This is a genomic window from Spirillospora sp. NPDC052242 (genome assembly GCF_040679555.1).
Lineage (GTDB): Bacteria > Actinomycetota > Actinomycetes > Streptosporangiales > Streptosporangiaceae > Spirillospora.
The window spans coordinates 77,994-96,108 of sequence record NZ_JBFAUZ010000013.1; the positions used below are offsets into that span (position 1 = coordinate 77,994).

Here is an 18,115-nt window from a genome sequence, read left to right on the forward strand (position 1 = left end):
ACGACGGGGTGGGGCGAGCCCTCAGCGGGCGGGGGTCGGCCGGCGGCGCGCGGCCGCGCCCGCGGCCTCCGGCGGTTCACTGTGCGGGACCGGGCCGGGCGCGCGCCCGGCGAGCCGGTCCTCCAGGTGCGCGGCGAGCGTCCGCACGCCGGGCGGGTCCAGCAGGTTGAGGTGGTGCACGCCCGGGATCGTCACCTTCTCCAGGTCGGAGCAGAGCCCGCCGAAACCGTTCGTCCCGTCGAGCACGTAGCGTGCGTCCCGGACGGCCCAGGGCGTCTCCTCGGGCGCGTAGTACAGGATGACGCGGCCGTCGTAGGGCCCCGGCCGGTACGCCTCCAGGGATCGGGTGTCCTGGTGGGACGTGAGCTGGTGGGTCAGCGCCGCGGGGGGAATGTGATCCACCAGCGGTGCCGCCCGCTCCATGACCAGCGCGAACTGCGCCTCCTCGTCCAGCCCGGACAGCTCCTCGTAGGTGAGCGCGACGTCCAGGCCGTACGTCTCGTTGATGTAGTCGGCGAACGCCGAGAACCGGCGCGCGAGCGTGTCGGACTCGTCGTCCACGGCGAGCGGGAGGCCCGCGTCGAACAGGGCGACGAACTCGACGTCGCGTCCGGCGGCGCGGAGCTGCCGGGCCGTCTCGTAGGCGAGGACGCCGCCGAACGACCAGCCGCCGAGCCGGAACGCGCCCTCGGGCTGCGCCTCCAGCAGGTGCGCGACGTACCGGGCGGCGCGCTCCTCGACGGACGGGGCGTCCTCGAACCGTTCGAGGCCGTACACCGGCTGGTCGTCGCCGAGCAGGTCGACGAGCTGCCGGTAGCAGGCGGTGGTGCCGCCCGCCGGGTGCGCGATGAAGATCGGGCGCCGCGTCCCGGTGGCCTTCAGCGGACGGACGGTCTGCCGTGCGGCCTCCTCGTCGGCGGTGCGGACGAACTCCGCGACGTGCTCGGCGGTCGCCGTCGCGAGCAGTTCGCCGCGCGTGACCTCGGTGCCGAGTTCCTTGGTGATCGTCGCGACGAGCCGGTCGGCCTGCGCGTCCGTCCCGCCGAGGTCGGCGAAGAAGTCCGCGGTGACGCCGACCCGGTCGACCTCGAGGACGTCCTCGAAGATCCGGACGGCGAGGCGTTCGGCCGCGTCGCGCGGCATCACGTACCCGGCCTCGGCGTTCGCGGCGGCCTGCGCGGGCGCGGGCGCGTCGGCGAGGCCGAGCTCGCCGGCCGCCCACTCCTCGAACACGTTGACGCTGGCGCCCTGCAGCAGCACGGACGCGGGGACGGTCAGGCCGAGGTCGTGCTCGACGCCGCTCTTGATCCGGACGGCGACGAGCGAGTCGAGCCCGAGGTCGGTGAGCGGGACGGCGGGGTCGAGGCGCTGCGGCTCGAACCCGAGCACGGCCGCGATCCGGTACCTGACCTGCGCGGCGATCGCCTTGCGGGCCTCGGCGGGCGGAAGGTCCTTCAGGGCGTCGACGCCCGGCCAGTCGCCGGTGTCGTCGTCCTCGCCGGCCGCTTCGGTGAGCGCCGCGAAGTACGGCATGTTCCGGATCTCGGGGAACAGCCCGACCGCGGTCGCCGGGTCGAAGCGCAGGACGCCCGTCGCCGGACGATCGTGCACCAGCAGGGCCTCGAGCGCCTCGGCGCCCTCCTCGGGGCTGATCGGCTCGATGACGGCGACGGCGAGGTCGGCGGCGCCGCCGACCCGGGACCAGGTGCCCCAGTTGACGGTCGTGCCGGGCCTGCCGTGCGCCCGCCGGTACGCCATGAGGGCGTCGATCGCGGCGTTCGCGGCGGCGTACGCGCCCTGCCCGGGCGAGCCGAGCAGCGCCGCGGCGGACGAGTGCATGACGAGCCAGTCGAGGTCGAGGTCCCAGGTGGCCTCGCTGAGCCGCCGCGCGCCCTCCACCTTCGCCGTCCACACCCTGTGGAGATCGTCCGGTCCGAGGTCGGCGATCAGCCGGTCGTCGATGGCTCCGGCGCCGTGCACGACGCCGCGCAGCCGCACGCCGCCCTCCTGCGCGACCCGCACCAGCCGTTCGGCGGTGCCGGGCGCCGCGATGTCGCCGAGGACGATCCCCACGTCGACGCCGCTCTCCCGCAGCCGCGCGATGACCTTCTCGGCCGCGTCGTCGGGTCCCCGGCGGCCCGACAGGACGATGCGTCCCGCGCCCCGCTCGGCGAGCAGCCGCGCGGTGACCAGGCCGATCCCGCCGTACCCGCCGGTGATCACGTACGCGCCGCCGCGCCGCACGATCCGCTTGCGCTTCGCGGGCGGCTCGGGCGCCGCGCCGGGCGCGAGCCGCGCGACGTACCGGACGCCGCCGCGCCACGCGACCTCGCGGGCGTCGCCGTCCGCGAGCAGTTCGGCGACGAGGTCGGCGGGCCGGTCGACGTCGACGTGCGTGGCGCGCTGGACCGTCCGCTCGAACGCCAGCACGCGGGTGAGCGCGCGGACGAACCCGTGCGCGGGCTCGCCGGCCTCGCCGTCCAGGACGGGCACGGCGGTGCGGGTCGCGACGTAGAGGCGGGGGCCGTCGGGCAGCGTGCGGCTGGTCCGCGCGACGGTGAGCACGAGTTCCTCGTCGACGAGCCCGGCGGACGGCACGAGCACGACGCCCGCGACCCGATGCTCGTCCATCGGGTGGTCGTCGGGCGGCGCCGCGCCGAGCCGGTGCCGGATCACGGTGTGCCCGCGCTCCTGCAGCCCGGCCGCCGTCGCGCCCGCGAGCGCGTCGTCCTCCTCGGCGAGCACCAGCCACGCGCCGCCCGTCTCGGGCGCCGGCTCCGGCGCCTCGGTCTCGTCCCAGACCAGTTCGACGAGCTTGTCGTGGAGGGGGACGGGGACGTCGGGGCGCTCGGTGCGGCGGAGCACGATGCCGGTGGCCTCGAGGAGGACCTCGCCGGCGGGGCCGAGCAGGACGACCGTGCCGGTCACGCCCTCCTCGCTCCGCCGGGCGGTCGCGTGGACGCGGCCGCCGCGGTGCGTCGGGCCGTGGACGCGCAGGCCGCCGATGGTCTCGGCGAGCCATACGCCGTCGCCGCCCGCGACGGCGGCGGCCTCGGCGGACAGGACGGCCAGGCACCGGTCGAGGACCTCGGGGTGCAGGCGGTAGTGGCGGCTGCCGCGCTCGGCGGCGGGGACCTCGGGCAGGTCGTCCGGGGCCTCGGCGGGGGCGGGGGCGCGGTGGTCCTCGCCGACGTCCGCGCTGGCCAGCCTGGTCCAGGTCCCGGCGGGGGTGCGGGCGTGGATCTCGACGCGCTGCTCGTCCTCGGTCCAGGTCGTGGTGACGATCGTGTGGTCGGCGAGCGCGAGGGGCCGCTCGATCCACAGGCTGTTGACGCGGACGGCGTCGGTGCCGAGGGCGCTCGCGCCGGCGGCGAGTGCCATCTCGGCGCACGCGGCGACCGGCAGGACGGGCAGCCCGTGGACGGCGAGGTCGGCGAGCCAGGGGCGGGCGGCGAGGCCCACGTCGGCGCGCCAGGCGTGCCGGTCCTCGCCGGGCAGTTCGACGTGCGCGCCGAGCAGCGGGTGCTCGTCGCGGCCACGGTCGGCCCGCGCGGACAGGTCGACCCAGTGGCGCTCGTGCCGCCACGGCGAGAACGGGACGTCGACGATCGCGCCGTCGGCGGGCGCGGCGACGGCGAGGCCGTGCGCGGCGAGCCGGGCGAGCTGCGCGTGGAAGGTGAGGGTGTCGTCGGTGTCCTGGCCCTTCGGCGCCCGCTTGAGGGTGTGGGTGACGAGCGCGCCGGTGCCGTCGAGGGTCTCCCCGACGGCGTGCGCGAGGATCGGGTGCGCGTTGACCTCGACGAACGTGCGGTGCCCGTCCTCGACCGCGGCGGCGACCGCGTCGGTGAGCCGGACGGGGTTGCGCAGGTTCGCGGCCCAGTACTCGGCGTCGAGCGTCGCGTCCGCGGCGGCGAACGCGCGCGGGTCGTCCAGGGCGGTGGTGTAGAGGACGATCCCGTCGGCGAGGGGCGTGCCCCGTTCGGCGCCGACGTCCGCGAGTTGTTCCCGCAGTTCGGGGAGCAGGGGGTCGACCTGCGGGGAGTGGCCCGCGCCCTCGGCCTTCACCATGCGGGCGAGGCGGCCTTCGGCCTCGGCGCGCTTCACGACCTCGGCGACCTGGTCGGCGTCGCCGGTGACGACCGTCTGCTTCGGCGACGAGTGGACGGCCGCGTACAGCTCGGGCAGGTCGTGGGCGAGGCGCTCGACCTCGGCGGCGGACGCGCCGAGCACGGCCATCGCGCCGCCGCCGACGAGGCGGGTGAGGAGGCGGGAGCGGCGGCAGATGACGCGGACGCCGTCCTGCGGGGTGAGGGCCCCGGCGACGACGGCCGCGGCGACCTCGCCCATCGAGTGGCCGACGACCGCGGCGGGCGTCACGCCGTAGGACGCCCACATGCGGGCGAGGCCGAGCTGAATCGCGAACAGGACGGGCATGGTCTCGGCCGGTCCGTCCGGTTTCGCTCCGGATTCGAGCAGGTCCCACAGGGCGGGGCCGCCCTCCTCGGCGAACAGCCCGTCGAGGTCGTCGATGGCCTCGGCGAACGCGGGCTCCTCCTCGAGGAGCCGCCGCGCCATGCCCGCGCGCTGCGCCCCGTACCCGGAGAACACCCAGACGGGACGGCCGGGCGCGCCGAGCGCCGAGCCGGTGACGACGCCCGGGTGGGGGCGTCCCTCGGCGAGCGCGGTGAGCCCGTCGAGCAGCCCGGCGCGGTCGCGGGCGGCGACGGCGGCGCGGGCCCGGCCGCGGCCGGCGCGGCGGTGCAGGGTGCGGGCGAGGTCGGGGAGTTCGACGTCGGCGTCGCGCAGCCAGGACGCGAGGACGGACGCGTGGTCGCGGACGCGGTCGTCGGCGGTGTCGGAGAGCGGGAACGTCCGGACGACCGCGGGCTGGACGCGCGGTTCGGGCGCCGGGGCCTCTTCGAGGACGATGTGCGCGTTCGTCCCGCCGAACCCGAACCCGGACACGCCCGCGCGGGCCGGGCGGCCGCGGTCGGGCCACGGCGTCTCCTCGGCGACGACGCGCAGCCGCAGGTCGTCGAACGGGATGTGCGGGTTCGGCTCGCTGTAGTGCGCGCTCGGCGGGATGACCCGGTGGTGCAGCGCGAGGACGGCCTTGATCAGCCCGGCGACGCCCGCGGCGGACTCCATGTGCCCGAGGTTCGACTTCGCCGAGCCGAGCAGCAGCGGCTCGTCCGGGGAGCGGCCCGCGCCGAGGACCTCGCCGACGGCCTTCGCCTCGATCGGGTCGCCGAGGAACGTGCCGGTGCCGTGCGCCTCGACGTAGTCGACCTCGCGGGTGTCGATCCCGGCGGACGCGTACACGTCGCGCAGGAGCGCGCGCTGGGCCTCGGAGTTGGGGGCGACGAGCCCGTTGGAGCGGCCGTCGGAGTTGACGGCGCTGCCCCGGACGACCGCGAGGACGCGGTCGCCGTCGCGCCGCGCGTCCGAGAGGCGCTTCAGCACGACCGCGCCGCAGCCCTCCGCGCGGACCATCCCGTCGGCGGACGCGTCGAACGCCTTGCAGTGCCCGTCGGCGGCGGTGCCCCCGGCGAGGTCGAACGTCATCGTGACGGTCGGGGACAGCAGCAGGTTCACGCCGCCCGCGAGGGCCACGTCGGCCTCGCCGCGCCGCAGCGCCTGCACCGCGAGGTGCGTCGAGACGAGGGACGAGCTGCACGCCGTGTCGACGATCATGCTGGGGCCGCGCAGGTCGAGCAGGTACGACAGCCGGTTCGCGATGATGCTGAGCGCCGCGCCGGTCGCGGTGAACGGCTCCAGGGCGGCCGGGTCGGACGCGGTGAACGCCGCGTACTCGGGCGCGGACACGCCGACGAACACGCCGGTGCGGCTGCCGCGCAGCGACGCCGGGCCGATCCCGGCGTGCTCGAACGCCTCCCAGGCGACCTCGAGGACGAGCCGCTGCTGCGGGTCCATGACGGCCGCCTCGCGCGGCGTGATGCCGAAGAACGCGGCGTCGAACTCGGCGACGTCGTCCAGGAAGCCGCCGAGGCGGGTGGTGTTGGCGAGCAGGTCGCCGACCTCGGGGGAGCCGTCGTCGAACGGGTCCCAGCGTCCGTCCGGGACCTCGCGGATCGCGTCGCCGCGGCCGGTGAGGAAGCGCCAGTAGTCGGCGGGGCCGGTCAGGTCGCGGTCGCCGCCGGGGAAGCGGCAGCCGATGCCGACGACGGCGATCGGCTCGTCGTCGGCGGGGGTCCGGGACGGGACGGACGGCGCCGCCGGCTCGGCGCTCGCGGCGGCGGCGAGGTCGGCGCCGGACGCGAGGGCCACGGACAGCTTGTTGATCGTCGGGTGTTCCCAGACGAGGGTGGCGGGGAGCGACCGGCCGAGCATCTGCTCGAGCTCGCCGGCGATCGCGACGGCGTCGCGGGAGGCGAGCCCGAACTCCTCGAGCGGGCGGTCGGGATCGATCTGGTCGGCGGTGGTCCGGGAGCGACGCGCGATCTGCTCGATCAGGTGCCGGCGAATCGAATCCTCGCTGATCCGAGCCCGATCCTGCGGGGTGTCCCGCGCGGCTCCGGAACGATCGTTGCTTGGCATGCGGTGGGTTCCCCCCATGAAACCGGGATCGTTCATCGAAGCGAGGGACCCACTTTGTCCCACGGTGCCCGGCTCACGATGCGCATCCAGACCACTTTTCTCCGCAGCCACTTGTCACGGCGATGACAAGACTCGGTAGTAACCATTGTGGCCTGATGGGATACTTGAGACACCCATCCCGGAGATGTGATGGGTAACCAGTAATGAACCAAAAGTAACAATAGTCCGACGAGACATTTTAGGGGGTAGCGGCGGATTTCCCGCGCGCGGGGGAGGTCACGCCGCGTGCACCGTTGACCCGGGGCAGATACCGATGGGCGCTGGCGGTCGTCGCCGTCAGCGCATTCATGATCACCATGGACAACACGGTGGTCTTCAACGCGCTGCCCACGATCATGGCCGACCTCGACATGTCGGACTCCGCCAAGGACTGGGTCGCCACCGGGTACATCCTGATGTTCTCGTGCCTGATGATCGCGGGCGGCCGGCTGACGGACGTCTACGGGCCGCGGCTCACGTTCACGTCCGGCATGATCGTGTTCACCGCGGCGTCCGCCGTCTGCGGGCTCGCGCAGTCCACGGACGTCCTGATCCTGGCCCGCATCACGCAGGGCGCCGGCGCCGCGCTCGCGCTGCCCGCCACCCAGGTCATGGTCACCGTCGGGCGCACCGACAAGCAGCGCTCCATCGGCAACATCGTGTGGATCGCCGCCGCGTCCAGCGCCACCGCCCTCGGCCCGACGATCGGCGGCATCATCGTCCAGCACTGGCACTGGGGCTGGATCTTCCTCATCAACATCGTGCCCGGCATCCTGGTGATCCTGCTCGGCATGTTCACCCTCACCGGGCACGGCGAGAACAAGGACGCCCGCGTCGACCTGCCCGGCGTGCTGATCTCCGCGACGATGCTGTTCGCGTTCATCTACGCGCTGGAGACCGGCACCAAGCACGGCTGGACCGACCCGTCGGTGCTCGCCGTCTTCGCCCTCGGCGTCATCGCGCTCGTCTGCTTCGTCATGGTCGAGAGCTGGGCCCCCGACCCGATGATCGACATGCGGTTCTTCCGCAACCGCGTCTTCACCGGCGGGCTCCTGTCGCAGATGCTCTACGGCATCGGCTTCAACGGCATGATGTTCTACTCCGCGACGTTCCTGCAGCGCTTCCTGGACTTCTCGCCGCCCGAGGCGGGCCTCGTCATGCTGCCCCCGGCCATCACGATCATGGTGCTGACGCCCGTCGCGTTCCTGCTCGCCGCCAAGATCGGCCCGCGCCCCGCGATCGGCGGCGGCATGGCGCTGATGGCCCTCGGCATGTTCCTGTTCTCCACGATCGAGCGCGGCGACGGCTACGCCGACCTCATGCCCGGCGTCATGCTCGTCGGCGTCGGCGCCGCCCTCGGCATGCCGCTCGTCATGTACGTGCTGAAGGCCGTCCCCGAGCAGCGGGCGGGCGTCGCGAGCGGCGTCATCAACGTGATCCGGGAGGCGTCCGGCGCGTTCGGCATCGCGATCGTCGGGCTGCTCATCCACCACGTCCCCGAGGAGGGCGCGAGCGCCGCCGAACTGGAGGTCTTCCGCGAGGGCACGTCGTCCGGGCTGATCCTCGGCGCGGCGCTCGTCCTGGTCGGCGGGCTCATCGGCGGCCTCACCCTGCCCAGCCGGCGCGGCTGGCTCGGCCCCAAGCACGGCAAGCAGCGCCCCCTCGTCGCCGACCCGCCCCCGCGCCGCCGCACCGCGACGCCCGCCCCGTCCCCGTCCCCCGCCCGCGCCACCGCGCCCGACCCGATCCCCGTCGGCGCCGGGGCCCCCGCCGTGGACGACCGCCCCGTCGCGGGCGCCGCCGCACGGGCGGCCGCCGAACCGCGCGACGTCCCGTCCGGCGGCGACGCCCCCGACGCCCCGCTCGCCTCCCCCTGGAAGGACGAGAGCATGCCCGACCCCACCCCCGGGCCCCACTGGTGGAACGACTGGGACGACCCCGCCCCGGCCCCCGCACCGCCGGAGCCGGCGCCCGCCCCGTCGGCCTGGCCCCCGCCGCCGAGCGCCGCCCCGCCCGCCGAGCCCGCGGCGCCCGCGCCGTCCGTCCCGACGGACGACGTCTGGTACGACCGGCCCGGCACCGTGCGGGACGGCGTCTCGATCGAGCCCGCCGACCGGGCGGACGCCCGCCGCCCGCCGCCCCCGCCCGCGGGCTGGTACCGGCCGTACACCCCCGACGAGGACCCGCCGGCCGGCCCGCCCGCCCCGCCGCCGCCCGGCCCCCGCGACGACGCCTGGTGAGGAGGCGCACGTGACCAGCATCGTGATCTTCGGCGCGGGCTCGCGCGGGGACGTCCAGCCCTGCGCCGCCCTCGGCCGCGCCCTCCGCGCGCACGGCCACGACGTCACCCTCGTCGCGAGCGCCCGCTACGCCCCGCTCGCCGCCCGCGCCGGCCTCGGCTTCGCGCCGCTGACCGCCGACCCCACCGAGATCCTCGAGTCGGACGCCGGGCAGGAGCTGCTCGCGGGCGGCCGCAACCCGGTGAAGTTCCTCGGCGGCTTCCGGCGCATCCTCGGGCCGATGGCCGAACGGCTCCTCGCCGAGTGCCTCGACGTCGCGCGCAAGCACGCCGACCTCGTCCTCGGGCCGACGCTCGGCGCGCTCCCCCGGCACATCGGCGAGCACCTCGGCATCCCGTGGGCGATGATCCACTTCCAGCCGAGCCGCGCCACCGGCGCTTTCCCGCACCCGTTCGTCCCGCGCGCGCGCCTGCTCGGCCCCCTCGCCAACCGGGCGAGCTACCACGCCGTCGACCAGCTCGCCTGGCTGCTGTCCCGCCCGTTCATCAACCCGTGGCGCGAGCAGGCCCTCGGGCTGCCCCCGCTGCCGCTGCGCAACGCGGCCGACGACCGCCCCGTCCTCGCGTGCTTCAGCCCGACCGTCGTCCCCCGCCCCCGGGACTGGCCGCGCAGCCTCGCCATGACCGGCTACTGGTTCCTCGACGAGCCCGGCTGGACGCCCCCGAAGGACCTCGCCGACTTCCTCGACGACGGGCCCCCGCCCGTCTACGTCGGCTTCGGCAGCATGGTCCCGAAGGACCCCGCGATGACCGGCCGGATCGTCCGGACGGCGCTGCGGCTCGCGGGCGTCCGCGGGATCGTCCAGGGCGATCCGGACACCTCGGACGAGCACGTGTTCGCCGTCCGCGACGTCCCGCACACGTGGCTGTTCCCCCGCACGGCCGCCGTCGTCCACCACGGCGGCGCGGGCACGACCGCCGCCGGCCTGCGCGCGGGCGCCCCCACGATCGTCTGCCCGTTCTTCGGCGACCAGCCGTACTGGGGCGAACGGGTCGCGGCGCTCGGCGCCGGGCCGTCCCCGCTGCCGTTCCGCGACCTCACCGTCCCGCGCCTGGCCGCCCGCATCCGCGCGGCCGTCGAGGACCCGGACATCGCCGACCGCGCCGACCGCCTCGGCCGCCGCATCCGCGCCGAGGACGGCCTCGCGCGCGCGCACGAGGCCCTAGAGCCGCTCCTGAACTGACGCGGGCGCCGTCCCGGGTTACTTCCAGGTCCAGCCGGTGCCGTCGGGCGAACGGACGATCTCGCGCCGTTCGCGCGGCGGGCGCGGCCGCCGCGGCTGCGGCGGCCCGTCCGCCCACGGCGCCCACGGCGCCCCCCGCCCGTCCGGCCGTCCGCCCGCACCGTTCCCGGCCCCACGCCCGTTCCCCGCCCCCGGCGCGGACGGGACGCCCGGTGCGGACGGCGCGGGCGGGGCGGGCGGGGGCTTCGGGCGGACGGGCTTGCCCGCCTTCCGCGAGCGCTTCGACGGCGCGGCGGGCTTCGTCCAGTGCAGCGTGTACGGGACGGGCTGCTCCTTCGGCAGCGGCGGCGCGACGCCGACGGGGCCGGCGGCGAGCGGGCCGCCGCTGCTCTCCCGCAGGTCCATCTTCGCGTGCAGGCCCCGCAGCGGCTTCGGCAGCCACCAGTTCGCCGACCCCATGAACCGCATCGTGGCCGGGACGAGCAGCGACCGCACGAGCAGCGCGTCCACGACGACGGCGACGAACATGCCGACGCCGATCAGCTTCACGACGGTGATCCCGGCGAACGCGAACGCGCCGATGACCACGAGGAACAGCAGCGCCGCGCTGGTGATGATGCTGCCGGTGTGCTGCATGCCGGACGCGACGGCGGTGCGGTTGTCGTGGGTGAGGTCCCACTCCTCGCGGATGCGGCTGAGCAGGAAGACCTCGTAGTCCATCGACAGGCCGAACACGACCGCGAGGATGAGGATCATGCTGGTGGCCTCGACGCCGCCGGTCGGCGTGAAGTCCAGCAGGTCCGCCAGGTGCCCGTACTGGAAGCCCCAGACGATCGCGCCGAACGACGCGCCGATCGACAGGACGTTCATCACGATCGCCTTCAGCGGCAGCACGATCGACCCGAAGAACATGAACAGCAGCACGAACGTCGCGACCCCGACGACGAGCGCCATCTTCGGCAGCGACTCCATCAGGCTGTCCATCAGGTCCATCTGCGCGGCCGTGCTGCCCCCGACGTCGATGTGCATCGGGTAGCCGTCCTTGGTGAGGTGCATGGAGCGGATCATCTCGACCAGCTCCTGCGCCTCCTCGGCCATCGGCTCGTACCGGTGCGTCACCGAGATCCGCACGCCTCCGTACTCGCCGGAGTAGCCGCTGAACTCGGCGGAGACGACCCCGCGCAGCTCGCCGAGCTCCTTGCGGAAGTCGTCCAGGTAGGGCGGGATCACGTCGCCCTCGGACGGCGACCAGTTGCGCGGGATGAGGTCGCCGGAGACGACGACGTCGATCGGCTCGGCGGACCCGTTCGGGAACTCCGCCTTGATCGTCTCGACGACCGTGCGGGTCGGGCTGTGCTGCGGCAGGACGCGCGCGTCGATGCTGCCGAACTGGACGTTCAGGAACGGCTGGAACATCACGGCCAGGATGGCGAGCACCACCGCGAAGTAGGGCAGCGGGTGCTTCATGACGCTGTGCCCGAGGCGGAACCAGAACCCGCTCTCTGGGTCCCGCTGCGCGCGCTTGGCGGACGGGCGCCGCCACGGCATCCGGCCGCCCTCGACGCGCGTGCCGAGCAGGGCCAGCAGCGTCGGGAGCAGGACGGTCGCGCCGAACACGGCGACCATGACGGTCGCGATGCCGGCGAGCCCGATCGTCCGCAGGAACATCTGCGGGAAGAGCAGGAGCCCGGCGAGGGCGGCCGACACCGTCACGCCCGACACCATGATCGTGCGTCCGGCCGTGGCCATCGTCGTGGCCAGCGCCGCCTCCCGGACCGGGCGCAGGGTCCGCTTGTACTCCTTCTTGGCGGCCCTGCGCGCGCGCCGGTCCCTTTCCCTCTTCCACGGTTTGCCCGGCGGGATGTCCTTCGCCGCCATGCCGCGTTCGAGTTCCTCACGGAACCGGCTGATGACGAACAGCGAGTAGTCGATGCCGAGGCCGACGCCCATCATCGTGACGACCTCGAGCGCGAACGACGTCACGTCCGTCATGTACGTCACCGCGTGCAGGACAGCGAAGCCGCCGATCATCGAGAACACCGCGACGCCGACCGGCAGCATCGCCGCGACCATCGCGCCGAACAGGATCACCAGCAGGACGATCAGCGGACCGGCGGTGATCATCTCCGCGCGGACGATGTCCGCGACGACCTGCGAACCGAACTCCTGCCCCAGCGGGACGCTCCCGCCGAGCTGCGCGTCGAGGCCCGGCGCGTCCAGCCGGTCCTTGATCAGCTCGTAGTTCTCCAGCTTCTCCGCGCCGGTGTCGCCCGCCAGCTTCACCGCGACGAACGTCTTGCGCCCGTCCTGCGACGCGAACGACTCCGCCGCCTCGCCGTTCAGCGACCAGTACGAGATCAGCTCGCCGACCTGCGCCTCCGGCAGCCGCGCGACCGTCGTCACCACGCTCGCCATGTACTCCGGGTCGTCCACCGTCATGGTGTCGCTGGAGTACAGGACGATCACGTCGGGGTTCGTGCTGCCGAAGTACGTCGCGCCGAGCTTCGCGACGAGCGTCGAGGACGCGTCCGGGTCCTCGAAGCCGCCCTCCTTGAACTTCCCGAGGACGCCGATGCCCCAGGCGCCCGCGACGCCGGTGAGCAGCACGATCAGGACGAGGCTGAGCCAGCGCCGCCGGTGGATGAGCCGCCCCAGCCCCGCGAGCATGGTCCTCCTTGTGTCGAGGTGACCCGTTACTTCCGCGACGCGAGCTTCGCCGCGGTCGTCGGAAGCACGCCGTCAAGGTAGCGCTGCCGGGTCGCCGCGCGCGCGATCTTCCCGCTGGACGTCCGGGACACCGCGCCCGGCTCGATCAGCACGAAGTCGTGCACGCTCATCTCGTGCTCGACGTTCACCGCCGCGCGCACCGCCGCCTCCACCTCGTCCAGGTCGAGCCGGCCCAGCGGCACCCGCCGGTTCCGTTCCGCGACGACCACCAGCCGCTCGGTGTCCGCGCCCGTCAGCGCGAACGCCGCGACGTGGTCCGGACGGACGGCCGGGTGCGCCTCCTGCGCGGTGACCTCGATGTCCTGCGGGTAGTGGTTGCGGCCGTCCACGATGATCAGGTCCTTGATGCGGCCCGTCACGTACAGCTCGCCCTCGTGGACCACGCCGTAGTCGCCGGTCCTCATCCACGGCCCCGCCGGCAGCTCCCCCGGCTCCGCCAGCTCGCCGCCGAACGTGTCCTGGCTGCGCTCGGAGTTCCGCCAGTAGCCCGGCGCGGTGTTCGGGCCGTGCACCCAGATCTCCCCGACCCGCCCGTCCGGCTGCTCCAGCCGCGCCTCCGGGTCCACGATCGCGACGAGCTGCCCGGACGGCCGCCCGCACGACACGAGCGTGCTCGTCCGGTCGGACTCCGGGTCGCCGAGCCGCAGCTCACCGCCCGTCAGCGCCGCCCGGTCCACCGCGATCGTCTTCGGCGGCGCGTCGTCCGCCGCCGCCGTCACGAACACCGTCGCCTCCGCGAGTCCGTACCCGGGCGCCTGCGCGCCCGGCCGCAGCCCCGCGGGCGCCAGCGCCTCCGCGAACATCGACAGCGTGGACGTCCGGATCGGCTCCGCGCCGTTCAGGCACGTCGTCAGCCCCGACAGGTCCAGCCCCTCGATCTTCTCCGGCGTCGCGGCCGTCGCCACGTACTCGTACGCGAAGTTCGGGCCCGCCGTGTACACGTTCTTGCCGGGCCGGTCGGCGATCAGCCGCATCCAGCGCAGCGGGTTCATGATGAACGACACGGGATCGGTGTAGATCGCGTGGTCGCCCCGCACCAGCGGCAGCGCCATCGTCGCGATCAGGCCCATGTCGTGGAACAGCGGCAGCCAGCTCACCAGCTCCGGGTCCGGCTTCTCCGGCGCCCAGCCCGACCAGAGCTGGATCGCGTTCGCCGTCACGTTCCCGTGGGTGATCTCCACGCCCGCGGGCCGCCGCGTCGAACCCGACGTGTACTGCAGGTACGCGAGATCGTCGAACCCGAACGGCTCGTCCGTCCAGCCCTCGCCCAGCGCCGGATCGACCTCCTCGGCGAACACGATCTCCTTCGGCTGCGGGACGTCGTGGTCCGCGAGGAACTTCTCCACGTGCGGCAGCGCGTTCCGCGTCGTGACGATCACCGCCGGTTCGGCGTCGGCGTACGCGCCGATCAGCCGGTCCGCGTGGCCCGGCAGGTCCGGCGAGAACAGCGGCACCGCCACCACGTGCGCGTACAGCGCGCCGAGCATCGTCATCATGTACTCGAGCGTCTGCGGCAGCAGCAGCGCCGCCCGGTCGCCCGGCTCCGCCACCTGCCGCAGGCGCACCGCCAGCGCGCGCGCCCGCCGGTCCGTCTCGGCCCAGTCGTAGGTGATGTGGACGCCGGACGGGTCCAGCGCGAAGTCCACGAACGTGAAGGCGGGGGCGTCCGGCTTCTCTCTCGCCCACCTCGCGAGCCGCTCGATCAGCGGGGTGCGCCCGGCGCCGCCGGGCAGGAGTTCGGGGAGCAGCGAGCCCAGTGCCATGGATGATCTCCCGGGGGGACGGGCCGGGCGGGCCGCACGAGATGGGCGCCGCCCGCGAGGGGTGGGCCCGGACGGCCGCTCTGCGGGGCGTCCGGCTACCTGCGAATGATCGTGAAGCTACCCGATGGTAGGCACCGCGCGATATTAGCCGCCGGGCACATTGGCGGACGCCCCGTTTGTCACGGCGATGACAAACGGAAACACCCGGTCACCCACCGTGCCCGGCACTTCGATCAGCGGGAGAAGATCTGCTGCATGATCCCCCGGCGATGCCGCCCCTGATACGTCGTGTCCGGGTTCTCCCCGTCCGGCAACTCCGCCAGGTAACGGCTCTCGGCGTCGATCAACTGCTCGAGTTCGCCGCGATCGAGAAACACGCCCTGGCATCCCGGGCATTCCTCGATCACGACCCCGTGGCGTTCGTGCGTGTCGAGCCTCGTCGAGCACTTCGGGCACTGCATCGTGGCTTCTGACATCCGGATCCCCTGTCCGTTAAGACGGTGTTGGCCGTCAGCGGGCCAGCTTATGACGCCGTTCCCGATTTGGCACGACCGGGTTCATCGCACGGATCCGCCGTCACCCGCCGGACCGGACCACCCGCACCCACGCCGTCCGCCGCCGCCACAGCCCCACGCACGCCGCCGCCCACACCAGCGCCAGCTCCGCGATCGCCGCGATGCCGAGCACGATCGCCCAGTCCCGGCCGTCCCCCCGCCCGAGCGCCGTCGGCGACAGCAGCGTCATCGCGTCGTCCTCGGCCGCCGGCGCGCTCGGCGGCGGCAGCACGACCGGCGCCGTGGGCGTCAGCGACGGCAACGGCAGCACCGGCAGCGCCTCCGGCGGCACCGGCGCCCCCGGATGGCCGCCCCCGCTGGGCAACCCGGCCCCCGAAGGCACATCCCCGCCGCCGTCCGCCCCCTCCCCGGACGTCACCTCACCACCCGCCCCACCTCCGGACGAGCCACCACCACCGCCGCCGGACTCATGCCCCGAGGGCCCATGTCCAGAAGAGTCGCCATTCGCCCCACCACCCGAACCCGACCCGCTCCCGGACGAACCACTGTTCGCCCCGCCGCCCGAACCCGAGCCGTCGCCGGACTCACTCCCCGACGAACCCGCCCCACCATCCGAGTGCGAGCCCGACCCGCCGCCTGACCCGTGACCCGAACTCGAGCCGCCACCCGAGCCCGAGCTGCCGCTCGAACCGGAGCCGCCGCTCGAACCGGAGCCGCCGCTTGAACCTGATCCGCTGCCCGAGTGCGACCCGTCATCCGAACCCGAGCCATCGCCTGAGTGCGACCCACCGTCCGAGCCCGAACCACCACCCGAGTGCGCCCCACCGCCCGAATCCGACCCACTACCCGAGCCCGAACCACCACCCGGGTGCTCGCCACCGGCCTCGCCCGTTCCGCCGCCGGACGGGCCGGCGGTCGGCGTCGCGTCGCCACCGGTCGTCCCGGCGTCTCCGGCCTCGCCGGGCTCGCCATCGGGCCCGGGTCCGGCACCCGAAGGGCCGCCGCCGGACGAGCCGTCCGGGCCGTCCTCGCCGCCGCCGGGTTCGGCGCCGGATTGGCCGCCGTCGGGCCCGCCCCCGGTCGGGCCGTCACCGGACGGGGTGCCGGTCGGGGTGTCCGATGCCGTGTCGTCGGGGGTCTCGCCCTTGGGGCCGGGAAGCACCAGGGCTTCGCACTCGTCCCGCGGCCCGGACGCGGGCGGGTCGTTCGGCGTGGGGAGGCAGTCGGGGGTGAGGGCGAGGACGGCGCGGGTGACGTCGGGCGGGGTGTTCTCGGCGGTGGCGACGACCTGGACGTCGATGCGGTCGTGGACGGACGCGACGGGGATCTGCAGGCCCGCTCGGCGCACGCGGGGGCGTTCGCCGAGGTCGCCGAGTGGGCAGCGCAGTTCCTGCAGGCCGGCGGTCTCGCACTCCCAGTCGAGGGGGGACCAGAAGGCGGGGCGGTCGGCGGTGAGGCGGAGGGCGGCGCGGTGCGCGGTGCCGCCGGTGGCGTGGACGCGGACGGTGTAGGTCATCGCGTAGTGGTGGCCCTGGGTCTCGCCGCCGCGCAGGGTGACCTCGGTGTGCAGGCGGACGTCCGGGACCGCGCGGGCCGCGGGGACGGCGAGCGCCAGCGGCAGTGCGGTGCCCGCCATGAGCGCGATCCAGCGCGTCCTGATCCGCCCCACCGGCTTCCCTTCTCGCTCGTTCTTTCGGTTTCCCGGGGGGTCGGCGGCACGGCGCCGGGCGTAGAGGGTTATTGCCAGGAGTACCGTGCTTCACTCCCGTCCAGATCATCTTTCGCAAGGCGAAAGCGGGTTTCCGTAGAATGGGCGGGTTCGCGAGGGAGAGGAGACGCCGGGTGGCGGAGTCCGTGCGGTCGCTGGAGCGCGCGTTCGAACTGCTGGAGCATCTGGCGGACGCGGGCGGCGAGATGGCGCTGTCGGAGCTGACGGAGGTGTCGGGGCTGCCGATGCCGACGATCTACCGGCTGATGCGGACGCTCGTCAACCGCGGGTACGTGCGCCAGGAGCCGTCGAAGCGGTACGCGCTGGGGCCGCGGCTGATCAGGCTCGGGGAGGGCGCGGGCCGGTTGCTGGGCTCGTGGGCGGGGCCGGTGCTGTCGCGGCTGGTGGACGAGGTCGGCGAGACGGCGAACATGGCGGTCCTGGAGGGGGACGAGGCCGTGTACGTCGCGCAGGTGCCGTCGCGGCACTCGATGCGAATGTTCACCGAGGTCGGGCGGCGGGTGCAGCCGCACTGCACGGGGGTCGGGAAGGCGCTGCTGTCGCAGCTGCCGGAGGCGAAGGTGCGGGAGATCCTCGCGCGGACGGGCATGGCGGCGCACACGCCGAACACGTTCACCGACGCGGAGTCGCTGATCGCCGAGCTGGCGCGCGTCCGGGAGCGGGGTTACGCGCTGGACGACGAGGAGCAGGAGGTCGGCGTGCGGTGCGTGGCCGTTCCGCTGCGGGGCGCGCCCGCGCTGACCGCGTTGTCGGTGTCGGGCCCGTCCGGACGGCTGACCCGCGAGACCGTCCCGGACGTGGTGCCGATCATGCTGGCCGCCGCCGAGCGGTTCGCGCGCGAACTGGGCCCGCTCGGTTGAGCGGCCCGGACGACCGGCTCGCGGTCATCGACGGGATGCTCGCGGCGCCCTTCCCGGAGACGGAGACCGGGACGGGCGGGCAGGGCTGGAGCGGGCCCGGCTACCACTGGCGCGTCCTGAAGGCCGGCCGGGACTTCTGGGACGACCGGAGCGAGGAGGTCGTCGAGGCCGCCGAGGAAGAGATCGAGGCGGCGCACGACGCGCTGGTCACGGCGCTCCGGGAGCGTTGGGGCGAACCTCGCGAGGTGGATCTGACGCCCTTCACGATGGGGGAGGCGCCGAGCAGGGAGCCGCAGGATCTGCTCTCCGCCCACACCTCCGGCATGCTCGTGTGGCCGCGACCGGACGGGCGGTGGCTCGCGATCGCGACCGGGCAGGCCGACGCGGAGTTCCCGATCATGCTGCTCGCGGCGGTCGGGGAAGGGGCGGTGGAGGCGTGAG

At 74.3% G+C, this 18,115-nt stretch carries 9 protein-coding genes; 4 read left to right on the plus strand and 5 right to left on the minus strand.

What is annotated here, in order from left to right:
• Nucleotides 1-21: 21 nt before the first annotated feature.
• On the minus strand, nucleotides 22-6,558 hold the full coding sequence (locus AB0L25_RS13250; protein ID WP_500171617.1) for an SDR family NAD(P)-dependent oxidoreductase: 6,537 nt from the start codon (nucleotides 6,556-6,558) through the stop codon (nucleotides 22-24).
• A 293-nt stretch (nucleotides 6,559-6,851) separates the two neighbouring features.
• Here AB0L25_RS13250 and AB0L25_RS13255 point away from each other — a divergent pair, with 293 nt between their 5' ends.
• Both AB0L25_RS13255 and AB0L25_RS13260 read left to right on the plus strand, forming a co-directional pair.
• A complete protein-coding gene (locus AB0L25_RS13255) occupies nucleotides 6,852-8,837 on the plus strand; it encodes an MFS transporter (RefSeq protein ID WP_500171619.1) in 1,986 nt (661 codons plus the stop codon).
• A gap of 10 nt (nucleotides 8,838-8,847) precedes the next feature.
• Nucleotides 8,848-10,080, plus strand: a complete 1,233-nt coding sequence (locus AB0L25_RS13260) for a glycosyltransferase (protein ID WP_500171621.1) — start codon at nucleotides 8,848-8,850, stop codon at nucleotides 10,078-10,080.
• 18 nt (nucleotides 10,081-10,098) lie between these two features.
• Here the strand turns inward: AB0L25_RS13260 and AB0L25_RS13265 are convergent, their stop codons facing one another.
• The 4 genes from AB0L25_RS13265 to AB0L25_RS13280 form a co-directional block, all read right to left on the minus strand.
• Entirely contained in the window at nucleotides 10,099-12,747 is a 2,649-nt protein-coding gene (locus tag AB0L25_RS13265) for an MMPL family transporter (protein ID WP_500171623.1), read from the minus strand.
• 26 nt (nucleotides 12,748-12,773) lie between these two features.
• Complete coding sequence (locus AB0L25_RS13270) at nucleotides 12,774-14,570, minus strand: fatty acyl-AMP ligase (protein WP_500171625.1); 1,797 nt, start codon at nucleotides 14,568-14,570, stop codon at nucleotides 12,774-12,776.
• Nucleotides 14,571-14,803: 233 nt separating this feature from the next.
• On the minus strand, nucleotides 14,804-15,046 hold the full coding sequence (locus AB0L25_RS13275; RefSeq protein ID WP_500171627.1) for a TFIIB-type zinc ribbon-containing protein: 243 nt from the start codon (nucleotides 15,044-15,046) through the stop codon (nucleotides 14,804-14,806).
• A gap of 100 nt (nucleotides 15,047-15,146) precedes the next feature.
• On the minus strand, nucleotides 15,147-16,754 hold the full coding sequence (locus AB0L25_RS13280) for a hypothetical protein (protein WP_500171628.1): 1,608 nt from the start codon (nucleotides 16,752-16,754) through the stop codon (nucleotides 15,147-15,149).
• A gap of 173 nt (nucleotides 16,755-16,927) precedes the next feature.
• Between AB0L25_RS13280 and AB0L25_RS13285 the strand changes: the two genes are divergently transcribed.
• Nucleotides 16,928-17,674: an IclR family transcriptional regulator gene (locus tag AB0L25_RS13285; protein WP_500171630.1), complete on the plus strand. Its 747-nt coding sequence runs from the start codon at nucleotides 16,928-16,930 to the stop codon at nucleotides 17,672-17,674.
• Nucleotides 17,671-18,114, plus strand: coding sequence for a hypothetical protein (locus AB0L25_RS13290; RefSeq protein WP_500171631.1), 444 nt, complete (start codon nucleotides 17,671-17,673; stop codon nucleotides 18,112-18,114). Before AB0L25_RS13285 ends, AB0L25_RS13290 begins: the two co-directional genes overlap by 4 nt.
• Nucleotide 18,115: the final 1 nt, after the last annotated feature.

Coding starts and splice junctions, on each gene's coding strand:
- AB0L25_RS13275 (WP_500171627.1), bottom strand. CDS start 15,046: ATGTCAGAAGCCACGATGCAGTGCCCGAAGTGCTCGACGAGGCTCGAC.
- AB0L25_RS13265 (WP_500171623.1), bottom strand. CDS start 12,747: ATGCTCGCGGGGCTGGGGCGGCTCATCCACCGGCGGCGCTGGCTCAGC.
- AB0L25_RS13250 (WP_500171617.1), bottom strand. CDS start 6,558: ATGCCAAGCAACGATCGTTCCGGAGCCGCGCGGGACACCCCGCAGGAT.
- AB0L25_RS13270 (WP_500171625.1), bottom strand. CDS start 14,570: ATGGCACTGGGCTCGCTGCTCCCCGAACTCCTGCCCGGCGGCGCCGGG.